This is a genomic window from Armatimonadota bacterium, from assembly GCA_039679645.1.
Taxonomy (GTDB): Bacteria; Armatimonadota; UBA5829; order UBA5829; family UBA5829; genus UBA5829.
This window is the reverse complement of sequence record JBDKUO010000062.1, coordinates 43,956-61,464: the sequence shown is the minus strand read 5'-3', so window position 1 is coordinate 61,464 and position 17,509 is coordinate 43,956. Positions and strand designations below refer to the sequence as shown.

At 51.1% G+C, this 17,509-nt stretch carries 16 protein-coding genes; 6 read left to right on the top strand and 10 right to left on the bottom strand.

Translation table 11 applies throughout. The annotated features are described in order from the left end of the window. Positions 1 to 109: 109 nt before the first annotated feature. Positions 110 to 655 carry a YbhB/YbcL family Raf kinase inhibitor-like protein gene (locus ABFD83_13045; GenBank protein ID MEN6357997.1) on the bottom strand — a complete coding sequence of 182 codons (546 nt, stop codon included), beginning with the start codon at positions 653 to 655 and terminating at the stop codon, positions 110 to 112. A 142-nt stretch (positions 656 to 797) separates the two neighbouring features. Here ABFD83_13045 and ABFD83_13040 point away from each other — a divergent pair, with 142 nt between their 5' ends. After that, positions 798 to 2,525, top strand: coding sequence for a lectin like domain-containing protein (locus ABFD83_13040; protein ID MEN6357996.1), 1,728 nt, complete (start codon positions 798 to 800; stop codon positions 2,523 to 2,525). Positions 2,526 to 2,566: 41 nt separating this feature from the next. On the opposite strand, the gene ABFD83_13035 is transcribed toward ABFD83_13040, so the two are convergent. The 3 genes from ABFD83_13035 to ABFD83_13025 are packed head-to-tail and all read right to left on the bottom strand — an operon-like array spanning position 2,567 to position 5,953. Further along, complete coding sequence (locus ABFD83_13035; protein ID MEN6357995.1) at positions 2,567 to 3,115, bottom strand: GNAT family N-acetyltransferase; 549 nt, start codon at positions 3,113 to 3,115, stop codon at positions 2,567 to 2,569. 40 nt (positions 3,116 to 3,155) lie between these two features. After that, entirely contained in the window at positions 3,156 to 4,379 is a 1,224-nt protein-coding gene (locus ABFD83_13030; GenBank protein ID MEN6357994.1) for a glutamate-cysteine ligase family protein, read from the bottom strand. Next, entirely contained in the window at positions 4,376 to 5,953 is a 1,578-nt protein-coding gene (locus ABFD83_13025; protein MEN6357993.1) for a hypothetical protein, read from the bottom strand. The genes ABFD83_13030 and ABFD83_13025 overlap by 4 nt, the downstream gene beginning before the upstream one ends. 276 nt (positions 5,954 to 6,229) lie before the next feature. Between ABFD83_13025 and ABFD83_13020 the strand changes: the two genes are divergently transcribed. Continuing rightward, on the top strand, positions 6,230 to 6,859 hold the full coding sequence (locus ABFD83_13020; protein ID MEN6357992.1) for a nitroreductase family protein: 630 nt from the start codon (positions 6,230 to 6,232) through the stop codon (positions 6,857 to 6,859). Positions 6,860 to 7,102: 243 nt separating this feature from the next. On the opposite strand, the gene ABFD83_13015 is transcribed toward ABFD83_13020, so the two are convergent. The 4 genes from ABFD83_13015 to ABFD83_13000 form a co-directional block, all read right to left on the bottom strand. Beyond that, a complete protein-coding gene (locus tag ABFD83_13015; protein ID MEN6357991.1) occupies positions 7,103 to 8,740 on the bottom strand; it encodes a hypothetical protein in 1,638 nt (545 codons plus the stop codon). A 49-nt stretch (positions 8,741 to 8,789) separates the two neighbouring features. Beyond that, on the bottom strand, positions 8,790 to 9,308 hold the full coding sequence (locus tag ABFD83_13010) for a prepilin-type N-terminal cleavage/methylation domain-containing protein (protein ID MEN6357990.1): 519 nt from the start codon (positions 9,306 to 9,308) through the stop codon (positions 8,790 to 8,792). Positions 9,309 to 9,313: 5 nt separating this feature from the next. Beyond that, entirely contained in the window at positions 9,314 to 9,787 is a 474-nt protein-coding gene (locus ABFD83_13005) for a hypothetical protein (GenBank protein ID MEN6357989.1), read from the bottom strand. Between the two features lie 87 nt (positions 9,788 to 9,874). After that, positions 9,875 to 10,654 (bottom strand): ATP-binding protein, encoded by a 780-nt coding sequence (locus tag ABFD83_13000; GenBank protein ID MEN6357988.1) that lies wholly within the window; start codon positions 10,652 to 10,654, stop codon positions 9,875 to 9,877. A 108-nt stretch (positions 10,655 to 10,762) separates the two neighbouring features. On the opposite strand from ABFD83_13000, the gene guaB reads away from it, so the two are divergent. Next, complete coding sequence (guaB, locus tag ABFD83_12995; GenBank protein MEN6357987.1) at positions 10,763 to 12,283, top strand: IMP dehydrogenase; 1,521 nt, start codon at positions 10,763 to 10,765, stop codon at positions 12,281 to 12,283. A gap of 24 nt (positions 12,284 to 12,307) precedes the next feature. Here guaB and ABFD83_12990 read toward each other — a convergent pair whose 3' ends face one another. Together ABFD83_12990 and ABFD83_12985 are read right to left on the bottom strand one after the other, a co-directional pair. Beyond that, positions 12,308 to 12,532, bottom strand: coding sequence for a hypothetical protein (locus ABFD83_12990; protein MEN6357986.1), 225 nt, complete (start codon positions 12,530 to 12,532; stop codon positions 12,308 to 12,310). Positions 12,533 to 12,690: 158 nt separating this feature from the next. After that, complete coding sequence (locus ABFD83_12985) at positions 12,691 to 13,491, bottom strand: M55 family metallopeptidase (protein MEN6357985.1); 801 nt, start codon at positions 13,489 to 13,491, stop codon at positions 12,691 to 12,693. A gap of 281 nt (positions 13,492 to 13,772) precedes the next feature. Between ABFD83_12985 and ABFD83_12980 the strand changes: the two genes are divergently transcribed. From ABFD83_12980 to ABFD83_12970, 3 genes are all read left to right on the top strand, one after another. Continuing rightward, positions 13,773 to 15,320 (top strand): hypothetical protein, encoded by a 1,548-nt coding sequence (locus ABFD83_12980; GenBank protein ID MEN6357984.1) that lies wholly within the window; start codon positions 13,773 to 13,775, stop codon positions 15,318 to 15,320. 126 nt (positions 15,321 to 15,446) lie between these two features. Next, a complete protein-coding gene (locus ABFD83_12975) occupies positions 15,447 to 16,697 on the top strand; it encodes a sigma-70 family RNA polymerase sigma factor (protein ID MEN6357983.1) in 1,251 nt (416 codons plus the stop codon). Positions 16,698 to 16,864: 167 nt separating this feature from the next. Further along, a complete protein-coding gene (locus ABFD83_12970) occupies positions 16,865 to 17,497 on the top strand; it encodes a hypothetical protein (GenBank protein ID MEN6357982.1) in 633 nt (210 codons plus the stop codon). The last annotated feature ends 12 nt before the right edge of the window (positions 17,498 to 17,509 follow it).

Below are 17,509 nucleotides of genomic sequence, written 5' to 3'. Positions count from 1 at the left end.
ATTCCTCCGGTGATTACAGTCTCTCTGAACTTCTTATTCTTTGCCGTCAGTAGACCTTCTGCATTTACCGGTATGATTTTCAGAAAAATCCGGAGGAATACGACAAGCTCTAATGACTGAACCTGCCCATCAGTCTGCCTTCGGCCAATATATGACCTTTCATAGCCTCCAAAAGCTGAGACTTGGTCGTGCCGTCGCTGAGTTTGAGCTGGGTATCGAGCGCGTAGACCTTGAAGTAGTATCTGTGCGTGCCGCTGGGAGGGCAGGGGCCCTGATAGCCAACCTTGCCTGAGCTGTTGACACCTTGAGATGCGCCGTTTTGCAGGTGTTGTTCATTGGGGACCGCTTCCGGAAGCTCATTTATATTGCCGGGCAGGTTGTAGAGCACCCAGTGTACCCATGTGCCCATCGGCGCGTCAGGGTCATCGGCAATAAGGGCAATTGTCTTTGCAGCGCTTGGAATATTTGTCCATACAAGCGGTGGGGAGATATTCGATCCCTTGCAGGTGTATTTTGAAGGGATACTCTCTCCCTCCTTGAATGCAGCGCTGGTGACCTGAATTGTCATAATCTTGACTCCAGCTTTGCCGGCGGCGACAACAGTTGTTTTCTTACACGAGCACAAAGTCGCCGCGATTATCAAAATCCATATCATCTTTCGCACATTAACTTCCCCCTTTCCATTGGACTGTAAACAACTTGGATACCTTGACAAATAGCATTGCTTGGGCTAGATTACGGTTGAACGCGTGCAATATGGAACAATTATATCAAATCCATATAAGGATATACGCTCGATGAAGATCATTAGACTCCTGGCACTCATCGTATTCTCCACTGTCGCTGTCGGCGCATTTTGCGCACCCACAATTACACTCGGCGTAGGAACAAGACCGTCGGTAGCGCCGATGAACCCAAAGTTTGTTGAATACATCAATAAACAGGCAGCCGTCAGCACGTTGAGCGCCAGCGAGTCGGAGTCGGAGTCGGACACTTTCGCCACCGGACTCGTCCCGGAGCCTTTTGTATTACCCAAATCAAGCCGCAAGGTGTCTATATTGGGTGAGACATTTTCATCTCTTCCCTCGTCTTATGATCTTCGCACAATGGGAAAGTTGACACTGGTTAAGAATCAAAATCCTTGTGGAAGCTGCTGGGCATTCGCTGCATGTGGTTCTCTGGAATCGTATCTTTTGCCCAATGAAACATGGGACTTCTCCGAAAATAATATGAAAAACAGGCATGGGTTCGATTATGCATGCTGCTATGGCGGCAATAGGGCAATGGCAACGGCATATCTGGCCAGATGGGATGGTCCCGTGCTCGATACTGAAGATCCCCACACCACCTCTTGCACCTCACCGTCGGGGCTTTCGCCCAGAAAACATGTGCAGGATGTGATCTTTCTGCCGGACCGTGCCAGTTCTACGGACAATGACACAATCAAAAACGCCGTGATGAACTATGGGGCTGTATACACCTCATTTTATTGGGGCAGCAGCTATTATAAATCTTCAACCACGGCATATTATTGTTCGGCATTGAACGAACCCAACCATGCTGTTTGCATAGTCGGATGGGACGACAACTACTCAGCCAATAATTTTGCCAGCATACCGTCCGGGAACGGCGCGTTCCTAATAAAAAACAGTTGGGGAACAGGCTGGGGTAGCGCAGGTTACTTCTGGATATCGTATTATGACGCCAATATGGGAAAGGCTTACAGCGCCGACGTCCCGAATGAAAATACTGTATTTCTTGCAGGCGCGCCCGATGAATACGATACTCAATACTCTTATGATTCCCTGGGTTTGGTTGCTATGCGGGGTTACGGTAGCAATACGGCATGGGCAGCAATGGTCTTTACTGCCGATTCTAATAGCGTTCTGCGAGCAGCAGCGTGGTATGCTCTGAAAGACAGCACAAGTTATGAATTCAGAATCTATAAAAGCCCTACATCAAAGCCGACATCGGGAACACTCGTATGCACCCAAACCGGGACCATATCGATAGCAGGTTATCACACGGTTACCCTCAACACGCCTGTCTTGCTGACTTTGGGAACAAAATATTCATGCGTTGTGAAACTGACCACTCCCGGATATAACTATCCGATAGGTTATGAGTATCCCTACGTGGGCTACTCAAGCGCAGCAACGGCGAACTCAGGCGAGACCTATATAAGCAGCAACGGCATCAGTTGGTCGGATATGACTTCACAAGTGGCAAATGCCAGTGTATGCCTGAAAGCATTCGCATCCAATCCGGTAATTGTCTCTGTAGGAAATGTCAAGGAAATAGCGGACGGTCCATATATTCGTTTGGATGGAGTGCTTGTATCGGCGATATATTCCGATTGTATCTACGTTCAAGACCCCGATATTCCTACAGGAATCAGAGTAGATGCCGATGGGGCCGGCCTTTCATTGGGTCAGTCTGTAACGGTAATCGGAACGCTTGGGACATACAAGCCCGACGGCACGCACAAATCTGAGCGGGAGATAACCTCTGCCAGTGTTTTTTAGCTGAGAGTAGAGAGTGGAGAGTCCGGGTTTAATGCAATCACCTAAGCATTTTGGTGTCGGCAGGTGGCGTTATTGAAACATATAACGTTGAGTTCGATTCCATGGGCTTCGTCAAAACCAATGCTCTCTTTGGAATTGCCGTTTGTATATTTATTGATGACCCGTCGCCAAAAGGCTTGCGCCGGGGTATTTCCGACCATCTGAGCTGCCCGCCATTTTCCCGGAAACGCATCGAAAATGCTGCATGCCACATACCTGCCGATCCCTTTGTTGCGATATTTACGGAGAATGAAGAACTCACCAATCTCGTAAACTGCCCCTGTATCTAACTGTCTGACGAGAGCGAACCCAGCAAGCTTTTTGCCGACTTTTATTATGAAAGGATATCCCTTCCAACTGGAAGGCCAGGCGTATTTTGGGTCATCCGGTAGCTCGCCCCAGTATTGCGGAAGGTCATCACATCCGCCGAAGAGCCCGGTATCAGGGCAGTCCCAGCCCATGATCTCTGAGAGATCATAAATATAAAAGTGGACAAGGTGGCTGATTATAGCCATCTTGTCCTTATCCGCTTTGATTATCTGGATATTCAAAAGCTGTCTCCGATTCTGTTTTCAGCCGCAGCCATTGCTTCTAGCCTATTCTATGAAGCAGCGTGCCGCAGTTGGGAGTGATTTCGCGCTTGATCAGCTCCTGCTCGATCATATCTTCTATGATCTTATCCGTGGCTGGTGCGGGATAGAACATGGCTTCGCGCAGGTGATAGAAATGCGTTCCCTCTCCCACGAAAGACAGATGCTCCGCCATTACTGCCTTCTCATCAAGCATAGGCGCCGGCTCCAGAGTGGGCGCATTTTCCAGATATTCCTCGAAGATATCCCAATTACGGGCTAGCTTGCCGTATGCGGAAGATAGCAGGTATGGGTCCGGGTAGCGATCCATAATGCTAAGCGCAAAGTCCGCCTGGCATGTCCGTTTTTCAAGCATGGTGTTTATGATATTGAGGTCCGAGCGCTTCACACCCAGCACATTCAGTTCTGCCTGACACTCGTCCAGCATTTCATCGATCAGCTCGACTGCCGTCCTGGGCTTACCCTGCCAACTGAATGTCGCCTGCAGGCCATATTTAGCGGCTGCCCAGCGGTTCGTTAGGCACTCGCGGTATTCTTCGGCAGTCATTTTAGGGTGATTGTCGACCCTGGTCCCCTGGTAATGCACATACGCCGCTATAAATGTGGCGAACTCGGCAAGGAGCCTGCGTGACGATGCGCAGTCACAGATCCTGACTTCCAGAGTCGGAGCGCCGTATACCTTCGGGGCGGCATCGGTGCCCCATTCAGGCTGGGCGAATTGAGGATCGCGCAGAGTGCCCGGCCTGGTGCATCCGCGAGCTGTGTAGCGCACGCGATAGCTTTTAAACTCGCCCCTGCGCCCTTCCGCGGCAGGAGAGTTCGCAGCCAGAGCCGCAAATGCGGGAGAATATCGCATCAAGCGGCTCTCCATGCGTATTCCGGCGGACTCATCGTGTATTGTGCCGACATGAATGTGCGATGAATTGAACATCGGAGCAATCGGGTGCGAGCCTGCCGGAAATAGATCGAGATCATACTCATGCAATAACTGCGATGCCCGGTCAGTGACCAGCTTTACACGCTCCCAGAACTGGGTGAAAGATGTGTTGATACCCATGGCAAACTCGAGAGAGTTCCAGTCTATCTGCACGGGCAAATCCAGCTCGCTTCGCAGCTCTCCTGCAAACCCGAGCAGTATTTCAAAATTATCTACCCAGCGGTCCAACCGGTCGACAACCATTATCTCCCAGTCGGTGCTGTATGTTCTAGGGTCAAATACGTTCATGACTGCCTCCTGCCGGTAATATCGGCTATCGCGACGTCGAAGTTATCACTCATTCCAGCTTGAGTAAAGTCCGCGGCGGCAAAGTATATGGTGCCGATCCCGGTTACGACTATCTTTTCAAGCTCAGTTTCTCTTTTCTCTTTTCCTATGGTGAAAACAGCAGTCTTATCTGAGGTCGAACTCAGGCGAGCTATAGCCCCGCAGCGAATGCCGCTGCCGGTTTTGATCCGGCTTGCAACCCATGCACCTTCTCCGCTTGCACCGCAGCACTCTCCGACAGTGATGCCGAGAGTCTTGCCCAGGCTGCTTTCGGGTTTGATTAGGCTGGACGGCCAATTCGGTTCAAGCGTAATTGTGTGAGACTTGAGCCATGTGAGCAGATATGGTAACGAGTTCTCATCAAAGAGATACATCGTGTATTCGCGCCTTGTCGGATGCTCTACGACAGCCCAGCCGCTGCTCATCCTCCAACTGTGGGCATGCACAGCTTCGCTGGTCTGCGAGCATCGAACTACTGCAAGCCTGCCGTTATCCGCACACAGCACCCGGCTTCCTGAGTGTTCATTCTTTTCCGCGACCCATCCACCATGAAAAGCGAGCGAGAGTGAGGACAGATTGTCCGATGGCTCTTTTGGAGCCTCCGGCTTGCCTTTGTTTTCATCTTTCTTCTGAGAAGGCAGCATATGGTAATCGCGCCGCCAACTGATAAGGGGCATAGTGTCATAAAGAGTGCAGTTGAGAGTAGTTCGCAAGCCCATCCCTTCATCGAGCATGCCCTCAAGGACCAGATTCGTCGCGCTGCCTTCATGTCGAGCGCCCGATGAGGTCATTGCTACATCATCCATTTGTCCCCACCAGACAAAGCACTTTCGCAGTCTGTCGGAGTGACCGGCAAGCTCCAGCGGAGCCTGGATCAGGTCTTCCGGAGCACGGAAATGGTCGATTCCACGCCCTTTTTCACGCAGCGCAAGGATGCCCGCCGCTCTGGACTTAGTGGTGACATCCACTGAAAACCAGTCATTCTCGATACGATATATCTCGCCCTGAGGCTTAAGGAGTTTTTTGCAAAAAGACTCACCCACTGGCAGCACGCTGGAGCATGCCTTTAATTTATCGCAGGTGACCTCGAAGTCTACCGGCAGCTTGGGATCGGTCTCATAGAATTCTTTCGCATCGACCTCCGCAGAAAATATCTCTCCATCCTTTTCCAGCCTGGCTGTGATCCGCCGCCCGTTTGCATGGATTATGCAATCAGGCGCTTTTTCGTCTTTCCACCAGCGAAGCTCTATCCTGATCTTTTTCGGCAGCTCACCATAGGCCACGTCAGGAGTCAGAGTCAAAGGGTACAGCCACTTTGCAGACTCAGATGGAGTAAGGATGATGCTGTCGCCGGGATATCCTGCTTCTCGCGGATCGGCGGCAACCCGCTCGACCTTTAATGTTTGGTCCTTGAGCCATTCCGGCACTCCTGTGCGGCGAGGCATGATACACGCGGGTTTAAATGAAATCTCCAAACAACCGGGTCCGGCTTCACTTGCGGTAATGCTTACGATCTTGCCCAAAAGGGATTGCACGATTTACCTCCTCAGAAAATAGCTGAGAGCTGAGAGTGGAAAGCCAAGAGCACGGAACCCTCAACGCTCAGTGTGACTAATGCTTCGCGGACGCATGTCCCGAAGCCGGGGTCGCAGACTCCCGCCCAAACGTATCGTTTCTGTTCAATGATACAAAGTAACACCATTACTATATAGTCTGCCGGCAGGCATTTTGTTCGCCTATTTTGATTATTTTTTCTTGGTTAATGTGGGTATATGGAAGAAAGCTAATAGGATTGCAAAAAGGAGGAGAAGATGGAGCTTAAGAATGTGATAGCAAAGAGAGCCAGTGTAAGGCAGTTTGCAGGCGACGCTGTGCCCGAGAATGATCTAAAGGAAATGGTAAGGCTAGCCGGGCTTGCTCCGAGTGTGAACAACTCTCAGCCCTGGAAGTTTATTGCCATCACCAATCGCAGCCTGCTTAAGGAGATGGCCGATGCGGTCCATATGGCGGTTGAACAATGTCTTCCCATTTGCGGCGATGAGAAAGAGAAGCACGCGAGGGAGCAGGTAGAGTGGTTCTCGACGTTTTTCGGTGATGCGCCCGCGGTTATAGCGGTTATTCAATGCCCTTATGAAGCGATTGTCGATGATGCTCTGAAGCACTCGGGGATGTCGCACAATGATGTTAACGCTCTTCGCGGCCATCCTGATATCGAGAGCATAGGAGCAGCGATAGAGAATTTGATCCTTGCGGCTGTGGATATGGGCTATGGCGCATGCTGGCTCAGCGGGCCATTGATTGCTCGGCAGGCTCTTGAGGAGTGTGTTGGCATTGGTGAAAACTGGCGGCTTGCGGCAATGGTGGCTCTTGGAAAAGCCGCGCACGATGTCAGCCGGCTAGATAAGAAGTCTGTTGACGAGATATTTGAGCTGAGGGCCTAAAACCAAATATACAATATAAAATACAAATTACCAAATGTTTGAGTCCCTCGGCCAGGGGGGCTGGGGTCCCGGCCGAGGGACAGCAAAGCCCGGCACGCAATTGCGCCGGACTCAAGGGGAGAGTGCTGTAGTGCGTCCATGCGGCAGCATCACCTCCCCTTTCCCTTCCATCAGGAAGGGAAACTTGGTTCGGTGGCCAGATAACGCGGAACGTTTCCACGTTCCACACTCAGCATCTCAGAATTATTTGATTTCTTGCCAGCTTTCTATAGATATACTGGCTATCCAGATAGGGTCCTTTCCCGGTATCCCCTCCGGGAGATGATTTGCCAATTCAGGCACTTGATACAAGCTGGGCACATTACTCATCGAGAAAAAGCTGGTGACCATAGTTCCTGCAATTTGGTTCTGTTTGCTCGAAACTATCTGATGCTGCGCATACATGGCAATGGCCATGGTAAGCTGCGCATCGCCTCCGCCTGTTGCCAGTTCCACTCTGTCTCCGCAGCAAAGCCCCAACACGTCGCTTTCAGGAAAGTTGGTCTTTGGGAGCAGATTGCAGTGTATAAATGCACTGTTAGGGCTGACCAGCGTCCCGGTGCCGGAATAGGTAATGGTCGATTTGCTTGGCCCAAAAGTAATATTGCCGGTTACATACACAACCCCGCTGATTGTCATATTGCCTGCCGCATCGATGGTAAGTGATCCATTTGGCCCGCTTTTTGTCATAGCGGTTCCATTAGCAATATTCAAATCACCGGTAACGACAGTGCCGTTCGATTGCAAATAGTTAAGATAGGTTGAGTATGTAACGCCGTCTTTTGTATATGAGCCGCGGTCGATGATAGGCAAGCTTACAGCCCCGTCGCCAAGGTCATAGCCATGAGCGTAGCCATTGTCGGAATATACGCTTGCTGAACCCGCATTACCGCCGAAACCATCACTGACATAAACACCGTCAACTGTCTCTTTGTTGGCGTCACTAGTCGAATTCGGTTCTCCGATTGTAGCCGATCCTGATATATTGACTCTGCCGTGCTTGACGCGCATCTTAGCGTCAAGTGCATCGACCATTTCTCCGCCATACGCTTCCTGCTCCAGCGTGGGAATCCGGCTGCGCAGAGTGGTCGGCATGCCCATGTAATTGTTGCCGATATTTGCATTACCGGAGATTTCACTTGCCATATCGGTTACTGTCAGAGCAGGGTCCCTTACTCCATTGCCGTTATCGTCATAGAAAGGCTCGCGTCCATCTCTATGGCCGTCACCATCGGTATCATCATAAGTTTCGCCAAGATCGTATTGCCCATTGCCATTGAGATCAGTATATGATTCGCCGCTATCCCAGTGGCCATCGCCATCAACGTCGGTATAGTCCTCACCGTCTCCAAGCAGGTGCACCGAGCCGCGTATGGCCACGTTTCCATTGATACTTTTACCGGCTTGGCCAACACCGCCGAATATGGCATTGTTCCACACGCAGACATTCTCTTGATTATAACCGACCACTACTTTGATTGTCTTAAAGACTTTGGATCCAGCCTGGTTTACGGTTCCTACCGAGATAATTACTATCTTGCCTTCAGTTATTCCGCTTCCGTCATACGCGTATACTCTATAGCCGCCGCCGTTTTCCGCTGGAGTTTGATAAAGGGCTCTCCACTTGCCCGGCTCTTCTCCATTGGGTCCGCCTTCCATCAGGAAGTCTATTGCCCGATCAATTCCCGCTTCAGCGTATGAAAGGGCGCGAGTTCGTATAACATCCCTCTTTGCACTAATAAGAGACGATGATGTAACCGACATAAACGATACTGCTAAGGCGAAAACAATACTCAGAGCAAAAAATCCGAGTATCATTCCGCTTCCTCTACGTGATTTCATTTTGGCGTATATCATCATAGTCCCTGTCTTCCTAAAAGGCCGTATTTACTTAGTCACGATAGTTACGCAGGTTTATTTTTCCCCTAACATAAGGATACTCGCCTGTGCTGTCTTGGCATTCCTTGTCCCGGCGTTCGAGCTTGGCCGATACCGCACCTCCGGTGGTGCCGAAAGTAGCGTCGGTCACACCCCTGCCCAATATACTGACTGTGCCTCCGACATTCCTTACCAGATTGCCGTCAGAGATGTAATAGCTTCTTGTAATTGAACTGGCGATGCTCAGGTCGTAGACACTTTCGTGCGTGGTCCCGTCAGTAAGGGTCCCCGGAAAAGTCACCGTGAGTACGTCATTAGATTCATTGGTCGAAGCTGAGCGGCCATCGCGTATCTCCATGCTCAGCTTTTGCATCGCTATGGTGACTTCACTGACAGCGTCATCCCTGCTGACACCTGATCTCCACCCGCGAATCGAGCCGATCAGCATAGTCGTAAGCGCGGTACCCACCATAGATAGCAGCGCAACCGTTATCATCACTTCAATGAGAGTCATGCCTCTATTGCTACGCATGTTCATCAGTTCACCGCCCTGGGTTTCTTGTCGGCGATAAGAGATGTTATCTGAATACTGCGCTGGGCATTTGAATTGCTCAGCCATGTCACGGTGATTTTTACTTTTTTAAGATGTGACTGCTCTGGTGACACACCCAGTGGCAAATCCTCAATGCTCAGAGTACCTGTTCCCGAAGGGATTTGTGAAGCGATGCTGTCTGCCGATGTGAAAGTGTACGTTGATCCGCTGCTGGTGGAATCAATTACACTGGCGTTGGTAAGCAGCGGCTGTGTCAGTGATTCAAAGCCCACCGAGCGAAGCTGCTCCATTTTGCGCTGAGCTATTGCCGTAGCCATCTTATATTCTTTAGCCTGCCGGGAAGCCGAAATCGCGGTCGGGAACGCCGCAGAAAATATGGCTCCGGTTGTGCCAACAAGAAATAAAGTTATCATTAAGTCTATGAGGCCAGCGCCTCGCCGGGATCTTATTGCTGCCATGGCTTACCTCAAATATGGTTATGGGCATGTATTTTATTCCGCTTTTTGGAAGTAATCTGCCTGTGAAAAATACCAGGTAAATGGCTGCTAGTCTTCTTGAGAGGCGGCGCACACTATGTTGGAGCAGGCTGATCTGAACTCTTTGCCGATATGAAGCATAAGTCCTTTTGCGGCTGCTCGGCGCGATATGGGGGCCATCGGGCAGTTTGTCTGCACAATTGGAAATTCGCAGACTTTTGCGAAGCGGATAATGTCCTGCTCCCTTATATAGGCCAGGGGTCTGATAAGAGCGAGCTTTCCGCCGAAGTAGTCTCGTCGCATTGCCATGGTCTCAAGCCTGCCGTGCAAAAAGAGGTTCATGAGCGCGGTGTGGGCAAAGTCTTCCAGATTGTGGCCCAGCGCAACCTTATTGCAGTTGAACTTATCGGCCATCTCAAAGAGAGTCCTGCGGCGGTTGCGACCGCATCTCTCGCAGTTCATTGGAAGAGGTTCATTTTCTGGAAGAATTAGACTTTCGATATGATACGGCGCGCCCTCAGCCTCCAGCCATTCGACGAATGATCTGGGAACGTCGATATCGCAGCCGCGCGCATCACCCCGCACATGAGCAGCCACCAGGTCATACTGAACAGGGGAATATTTCTGCCGGTAGACCAGCAGGCGCATAAGCGACATAGAGTCTTTGCCGCCAGAGACGCCCACGAGAATGCGGTCACCCTCTTCGATCATATTATGTTCTCGAACGGCCTTGTCCACACTCTTGCTCAGGAAAAAAGCATGGCGCTCGGCCTCACTTCGCCATTTCTTGCCCATAGAAGTAGGATAGCAGGATGGCCCGCAGTGTGCAACTCGTAACCCATAACTCACAACTTTTCTCTTTTCTGAGGGAACATTTTGCGGTATAATACGCGTCAATAGGTAAAACATAAGTAGAGGTGACAAATGGCGGCAGACGAAATAACGATGGGCGCTGAAATGGCTGAGCAGGATGGCCGCTCGGCAAGCGAACTATTCGGTTCGGGCAAGGGCCTGACCTACGACGACTTCATCGTTCTTCCGGGTTATATCGATTTCCAGGCGAGCGAAGTTGACCTGGAGACCAATGTGACTCGCAACATCAAGATCAAGCGACCGCTTGTAAGCTCGCCGATGGACACAGTCACCGAATGGAAAATGGCCGCTTACCTGGCACTGCTGGGCGGCATCGGGATCATTCACTATAACAATACTATAGATGCTCAGGTCGAGCATGTGCGCAAGGTCAAACGGTTTGAAAACGGTTTTATTATCGATCCTGTAGTCCTGAGCCCTCGAAACAGCATCAAAGATGTAGACACAATCAAAGCCGAGCACGGCTTTTCAGGAATTCCCATTACACAAGACGGCACGCTCAATTCTAAACTCGTTGGGATAGTAACCAATCGCGATGTCGACTTCGAGAAGGACCGCTCCAAGCCTCTTTCGGAAGTTATGACCACTGATCTGATTACTGCCAGAGAGGGTGTCACTCTCCATGAAGCCAACCAGATTTTGAAACAGAGCAAGAGAGGCAAGCTGCCGGTAGTCGATGACCAATATAGACTGGTTGCGCTGCTCTCACGCACAGACCTATTGAAAAACAAAGACTACCCGTATGCCTCCAAGAGCGTGGACAAACAGCTCCTGGTCGGCGCAGCGGTCTCGACCAAACCTGAAGACCGGGAGAGAGTCGAGGCTCTTGCAGAGGCGGGCGTCGATATCTTGCTTATAGACTCCGCACAGGGCTTTTCGGTCTTCCAGATAGAGATGCTCAAGTTTATTAAGGAGCATTTCCCGCAGATAGATGTTATAGCCGGCAATGTGGTCACCATGGAGCAGTCCCGCGCTCTGATCGAGGCGGGGGCGGACGGCCTTCGCGTCGGGATGGGCCCCGGCTCAATCTGTATAACTCAGACCATGATGGCAGTCGGCAGACCTCAAGCGTCAGCCGTATATCACACAGCCAGGTTCGCAAAAGAGCATGGTGTTGCGGTAATCGCCGACGGCGGGATCCAGGGGATAGGCCATATCGCCAAGGCTCTCGCGGTAGGCGCGGGCGCTGTTATGGCAGGCTATCTGCTGGCTGGGACAGCCGAGGCTCCCGGCGATTATTTTTATGAAAACGGCATGCGCGTGAAGCGCTACAGAGGCATGGCCAGCGTTGAGGCGATGGGCGCAGGCGGCGGCAAGAGATATTTGAGCGAGGACAACAATAAAGTCCTGGTGCCGCAGGGAGTGAGCGGAACCGTGCTTGACCGTGGCTCGCTCGCCGATTACGTTCCGTATCTTATGAAGGGCTTGCAGCAGAGCTTCCAGGATATGGGCCACCGCAGCGTAGAATCTATGCGCGAAGCGCTGTATTCGGGCAAGCTTCGATTTGAGCACAGAACCGCTGCAGCTCAGGCAGAGGGCACCGTCCACAGCCTGCATTCTTACAACCCGCCGAAATTCGGTCGGATTAGAGTAGATAGTTTTTAGGCATTATTGATGATCAAGGAGTTCTCACACTTTTTGCCAGCGTGAAAACTCGCCACTGTCGACTTCAACGAAGGGATTGCCTTTAGTCTTATCGACGCGCTCTACATGGGCTATCCCTTCGCTGACGCCTAAAAAGATAAAAATCTCACCCTTGGGTGATCGGACCCTGTCATTGCGCTTGATCCCGTAGATATCAGGGCCAGTGTTTGCCATTATTTCTCTTCTTATAACTGCTGTCGGTTTATTCAATATATATTCCTCCCTCAAAAAACAGAAGTTAAGTGTAAGAAGCAAGAGGTAAGATACTTCAGCCTATCCCACTCCCTCTCCTGGGGGAGAGGGCCGGGGTGAGGGCGCAACCTCCCAGTTTTCATTTATAGTGATGGCTAAAAGCAGAGCGTAAAAGCCTATCCGCCCATAACTTTTTTCCATGCATCCAGCAAGTCCTTACCCGAAAAGACAACCGACTGCGGGTCAACCTTGCGGACCCCTTCGCGCTCGTGGACTGCTTCAACGAGATCGTTTCGGAAATACCTGATTTGAATCTCGACGGGTCCATCTATCTTGACCGGTTGAATCGATTTGATCTTGGCCGTTCCAAGCCTGGCTTTCTCTTTAATTAACTCTCGCACTTTTGCAGGCGGCAACAGCTTTGCGCAGTGGCGGCTTATGCCTTCCTTGACGACTGCGCATTCTACATCCGGGCTGATCGATGCAGCTTCAAGGCAGGCCTTGTCATCGCCGCTTACCATCACAAACGGCACACCTCGCATACCCGCAGCAGCGGCAAAGAGGCCGATCTCACCTGTAGGCGCTCCGTTTATGCGCATCTCGACCCAGGACATGGACGACATCGTATGTTCGAGGATTGCACCCGGCGTACCAGCCATGGCGTGTGCTCCTACAAAAAAGAAACCGTCGAAACTGTCGTCGAGCCCCTGCGGGAATTGTGTGTATGGCGCACCCTGGATATATTGCGCGCCCGGGTGGAGTTCATCGTATAAAAAATTACATGCGCCGTTGCCGCCGTGACCGTCGAGCACGAGTATTTCCGTCGCTCCGCCTGCTATAGCGCCTTCGACGGCTGCGTTGACGTCCATAGTCAGCCAGTGCCGCGCCTGCGGATATCCGGGCTGGTCGGAAAATACATGGCTGCGGTTGATAACCCCGCCTGCTCCCTCCAAATCAGTCAATATATAAATCTTCATATCTATCTCCTATTTGCCGGAAAAGATGCGAGATTGCCTCTATACTTCGCGGGCGGATGCCCCGAAGGTTGCCTAATGATCTCTATACTTTGCGGGCGGATGCCCCGAAGGTTAGCCCTCTCGCAGGGCGGCTTCGGCTGAGCTTTTTTTATTCCCATGAAAGCTGAACTCATTTTTCTCGTATTTTCCGGTTTACATCTGGTAAAATGGACTATCATTCTATTCTTAGACCGCACAGTTGGCAAAGCCTTCATTGCCAAGGACAATTTCTGGAGGAAGTCTTGACATCACCACGCATTGTAAATCCAATTTTCTTCATTCGAGGCCTTGAGCCGCGCGAGCCTATAGACCTGGTAGAGCCTGTGGCGAAAGCTATTGAGCTTACAAGCAGGCTAGACCTGCCCACCACATTCCTGGCGCAGTATGATGCGCTTATAGATAGTAAGTTCACGGACCTGCTTAAGAAGCTAGACTCGCGATACGAAGTAGGGCTCTGGCTGGAGATGGTCCAGCCGCTTGTAGAGAAAGCCGGCATTAAGTGGCGAGGCAGATGGGCTTGGGATTGGTTTTCAGATGTGGGTATGATGGTAGGCTACAGCCCAGCCGAGCGCGAGAAGACAATTGACGTTTTCATGGAAGACTTTCGCAAGGCTTTCGGATATTACCCCAAGTCGGTGGGATCATGGGTTCTGGATTCTTACACACTTGGCTACCTGGCAGATAAGTACGGAATCACAGCCGCCTGCAACTGCAAGGACCAGTGCGGAACAGACGGCTATACCCTTTGGGGAGGCTACTGGAATCAGGGCTATTATCCCAGCAGGGCTAATGCTATAGTCCCGGCTCAGGACAAGTCGCATCAGATATCCGTCCCGGTCTTCAGGATGCTGGGCAGCGACCCCATCTATCAATATGACTACAGCCTCGGCGAGGAGAGGCAGGGCGTGGTGACGCTGGAGCCTGTATATGAAGGTGGCGGTGGATGCAAGGAATGGGTCGACTGGTTCTTTGATGTCAATTTCAAATCGCCATGTCTTGCCTTTGGCTATGCTCAGGTGGGTCAAGAAAACTCATTCGGCTGGCCGAGTATGCAAAAAGGACTTACCTATCAGTTTGAAGAGCTTGCAAGGCTGCGCGATGAGGGTATCGTGCGCATCGAGAGGCTTGTCGATTCAGGCAAGTGGTTCAAGTCCAAGTTCGATGTTACTCCACCGACGGCTGTCACAGCCTTAACTGATTGGCAGGGCGAGGGCCGTAAGAGTGTATGGTATGACAGCCGGTTCTACCGCACCAACCTTTTCTGGGAAGACGGCAAACTGAGAATACGCGATATTCACCTCTTCGACCAGCGCTACCCGGAGAGATATTTGCAGGATACCTGCAAGAGCGAAGCGTGTATATACGATGCGCTGCCGGTTATGGACGGCTACAACTGGAGCACTAAGGATCGTCTTGCGGGGATCAGGCTTGTACATCTGGCAGGCAACAGTGAGTATGAGCCGATTATTGGGTCATCCCCGACAGTTAGTGAGTCATCAGATACTGACCTGCACATTTCATGGCCTCTGGCTGATTGTGGTAACTTTGAAATTTTCTGTAAGCCTGATTGTCTGGAGATTGAGAACAATGGTTCTGACTGGGCGCTGGAGATGAGCTGGAGCGCTGATAAGTCGATTGACTTGGTCGACGTGACAGCCGACTCTTTGGCCTACAAGCACGAAGGGTTTGATTACAAGGTTCAATGTTCATCAGGACGCTTTGAGAGGCGGCAGGACCAATTTGTTCTGATACTGCCCAAAGATGGCCGATTAGCTTTGAAATTCGGATAGATCGTTTCCACAGCCTGCTTTTTCCCGCCACCTGACGAGTTCAGGTGGCGGTTTTGCATTAAAGATATCATCGCATAACTGGGTCTTATAATATGGAGGGCCTTCCAAAACAGAACAGGAGCGGACATGGACGAACTGAAGTCGCTGGTAGATCGGGCAAGGAGCGGTGACCTGGATGCGTTCGGGATGATAGTCGGGCGTTTTCAGGACATGGCGCTTGCGTATGCGTATTCCGTGACGGGTGACTTTCATCTGGCGGAAGATGCAGCGCAGGAAGCGTTCATACAGGCGTATCGTGATCTGGACGCGCTTCGAGAGCCTGATGCTTTTCCCGGCTGGTTCAGGAAGATCATCTTTAAGCACTGCGACCGCATCAAGCGCAAAAGACACCAAACAGTGCCTCTGGAGTCTGTGATCGAGGTCGCTTCCAACGATCCTGGCCCGGCAGCGCTTGCCGAGGCACATGAGATGCGTGAGATGGTGCTTAAGGCGATCTCGACCCTGTCTGAGAGCGAGAGGATAGTGACCACCCTGTTCTATATCAACGGTTACAGCCAAAAAGACGTTGCCGAGTTCCTTGAAGTGCCGGTATCGACAGTCAATAACCGCCTGCACTCTTCGCGGACCCGGCTCAAAGAGAGGATGGTCCAAATGGTAAACGATGAACTCAAAACACATGCCCTGCCGAAGGATTTTCCGGAGCGAATCCGCAAGCTCCTGGAATTGCCGCGGCCATTGGAAATAGAAGGTCATCCAATTCGCAAGTTATGGGAGGCATTTCGTTCGTGTTTTCCGGATTTTGAAGAAGTGACGCTTGACGAGGTGTGCGAACGCGAAGAATTAATGTTGGAGCTTGATATTCAGCAAAATATCGTCGATGAGCATAGAATATTGCGGCCTGAGCTGACATCACAGTTGGCCAATTTCTGGATCAATAACGGCGGTGGGCCATGCAAACTGATTACAGTAGGTCGTGTCTTCAGACCGGCAGATATTGAATCAGAGACAAGACTTGAGGTTTTTCATCAGGCAGAAGTTCTGTGGGCTGAGGAAGGCATGAATACTCGGAAGCTCGATGAAACGATGCGACGAGTGGCAGCCAAACTTGTTCACGGAGCAGAATTCAGGCCAGGCTCAACACAGAGCTATTTATTCGTTGGTGATGTTCAAAACTATGAAGTACTATGGCGTAATAAGTGGATGGGTATAGCAGGCGGAGGAATTGCGCAAGATGAATGGCTCATCAAAGCCGGGCTTGACCCATCGCGTTTCGGCGTGGTCAGTTTTGCATTTGGTCTAGAACGATGTGCACAGGTCAAACTGGATTTAGATGATATCCGCAAGCTCTGGCATCCGCCTTATGTGCCGGAGGGCTAATTTCAAAGAACATGTGGATTGGAAATGGGCGGCAGTCTATGAATTGCCGCTCATTTCTCGCATGCAGTCTGGACGCGCCATGTTTACAGGTATAGTGACAGCCAACCTCTTGACTATGCCTGGCGTGTGATGTAAAATCAACTCACCAAATCTTCCTGTGGAGAGCCATGAAAACACAACTTCTCACTTGTCGGCGTATGACCGCCGGAATTGTCTATCCGCCATATCAACTGCAGCCTCAGCAGGTAAACCACATCTATGCGGATATTACTGAACGCTATCCGTTCCAGACTCTTCAGCATTTGCCTGATGGCGCTCGCATGGCAAACCCAAGTGGAGATTTTTTCATTCAGACCACGCGCATGCAGGTCAATGACAATGTAGACTACTTCCAGTCATCCAAAGAGAAGTCGCTGGACCTTTTCAAGATGGCCCAGGAGAGGCTCAAGATTCCCCAGTTTATGACATTCGGCATCAAGTTGACGGCATTTCTGCCAGTCGAGGGTGGTCGCAACGCTGCTGAACTGTTGGAGAGCAGCGCGCTCAGTTCAATCAAAGATAACCTCGATCTTCTCGGTCCCGGAAGGCAGGGCGTAGGTTTGCGTGTCGTGCTTCATCAAGATGGGGTGCATGAGCTTAAGTTTGAGCCGTTTTTCAGCGATCTGACACAGCTTTATGTGGAGCTTGATGTGCAGCATCCAAACCCGTTTAATGATATTGCTATTGCCGAATCGAAGATGGATGCCGCGTATGATTACCTGTTCCGTGAGGTCAGTGGTTTCCTCGATACCCTGAACTGAATTACTCCTTTC

Coding starts and splice junctions, on each gene's coding strand:
- ABFD83_13015 (MEN6357991.1), bottom strand. CDS start 8,740: ATGAAATCACGTAGAGGAAGCGGAATGATACTCGGATTTTTTGCTCTG.
- ABFD83_13040 (MEN6357996.1), top strand. CDS start 798: ATGAAGATCATTAGACTCCTGGCACTCATCGTATTCTCCACTGTCGCT.
- ABFD83_12985 (MEN6357985.1), bottom strand. CDS start 13,491: ATGAAGATTTATATATTGACTGATTTGGAGGGAGCAGGCGGGGTTATC.
- ABFD83_13005 (MEN6357989.1), bottom strand. CDS start 9,787: ATGGCAGCAATAAGATCCCGGCGAGGCGCTGGCCTCATAGACTTAATG.
- ABFD83_13045 (MEN6357997.1), bottom strand. CDS start 655: ATGATATGGATTTTGATAATCGCGGCGACTTTGTGCTCGTGTAAGAAA.
- ABFD83_13020 (MEN6357992.1), top strand. CDS start 6,230: ATGGAGCTTAAGAATGTGATAGCAAAGAGAGCCAGTGTAAGGCAGTTT.
- guaB (MEN6357987.1), top strand. CDS start 10,763: ATGGCTGAGCAGGATGGCCGCTCGGCAAGCGAACTATTCGGTTCGGGC.
- ABFD83_13010 (MEN6357990.1), bottom strand. CDS start 9,308: ATGCGTAGCAATAGAGGCATGACTCTCATTGAAGTGATGATAACGGTT.
- ABFD83_13030 (MEN6357994.1), bottom strand. CDS start 4,379: ATGAACGTATTTGACCCTAGAACATACAGCACCGACTGGGAGATAATG.
- ABFD83_12970 (MEN6357982.1), top strand. CDS start 16,865: ATGAAAACACAACTTCTCACTTGTCGGCGTATGACCGCCGGAATTGTC.
- ABFD83_12975 (MEN6357983.1), top strand. CDS start 15,447: ATGGACGAACTGAAGTCGCTGGTAGATCGGGCAAGGAGCGGTGACCTG.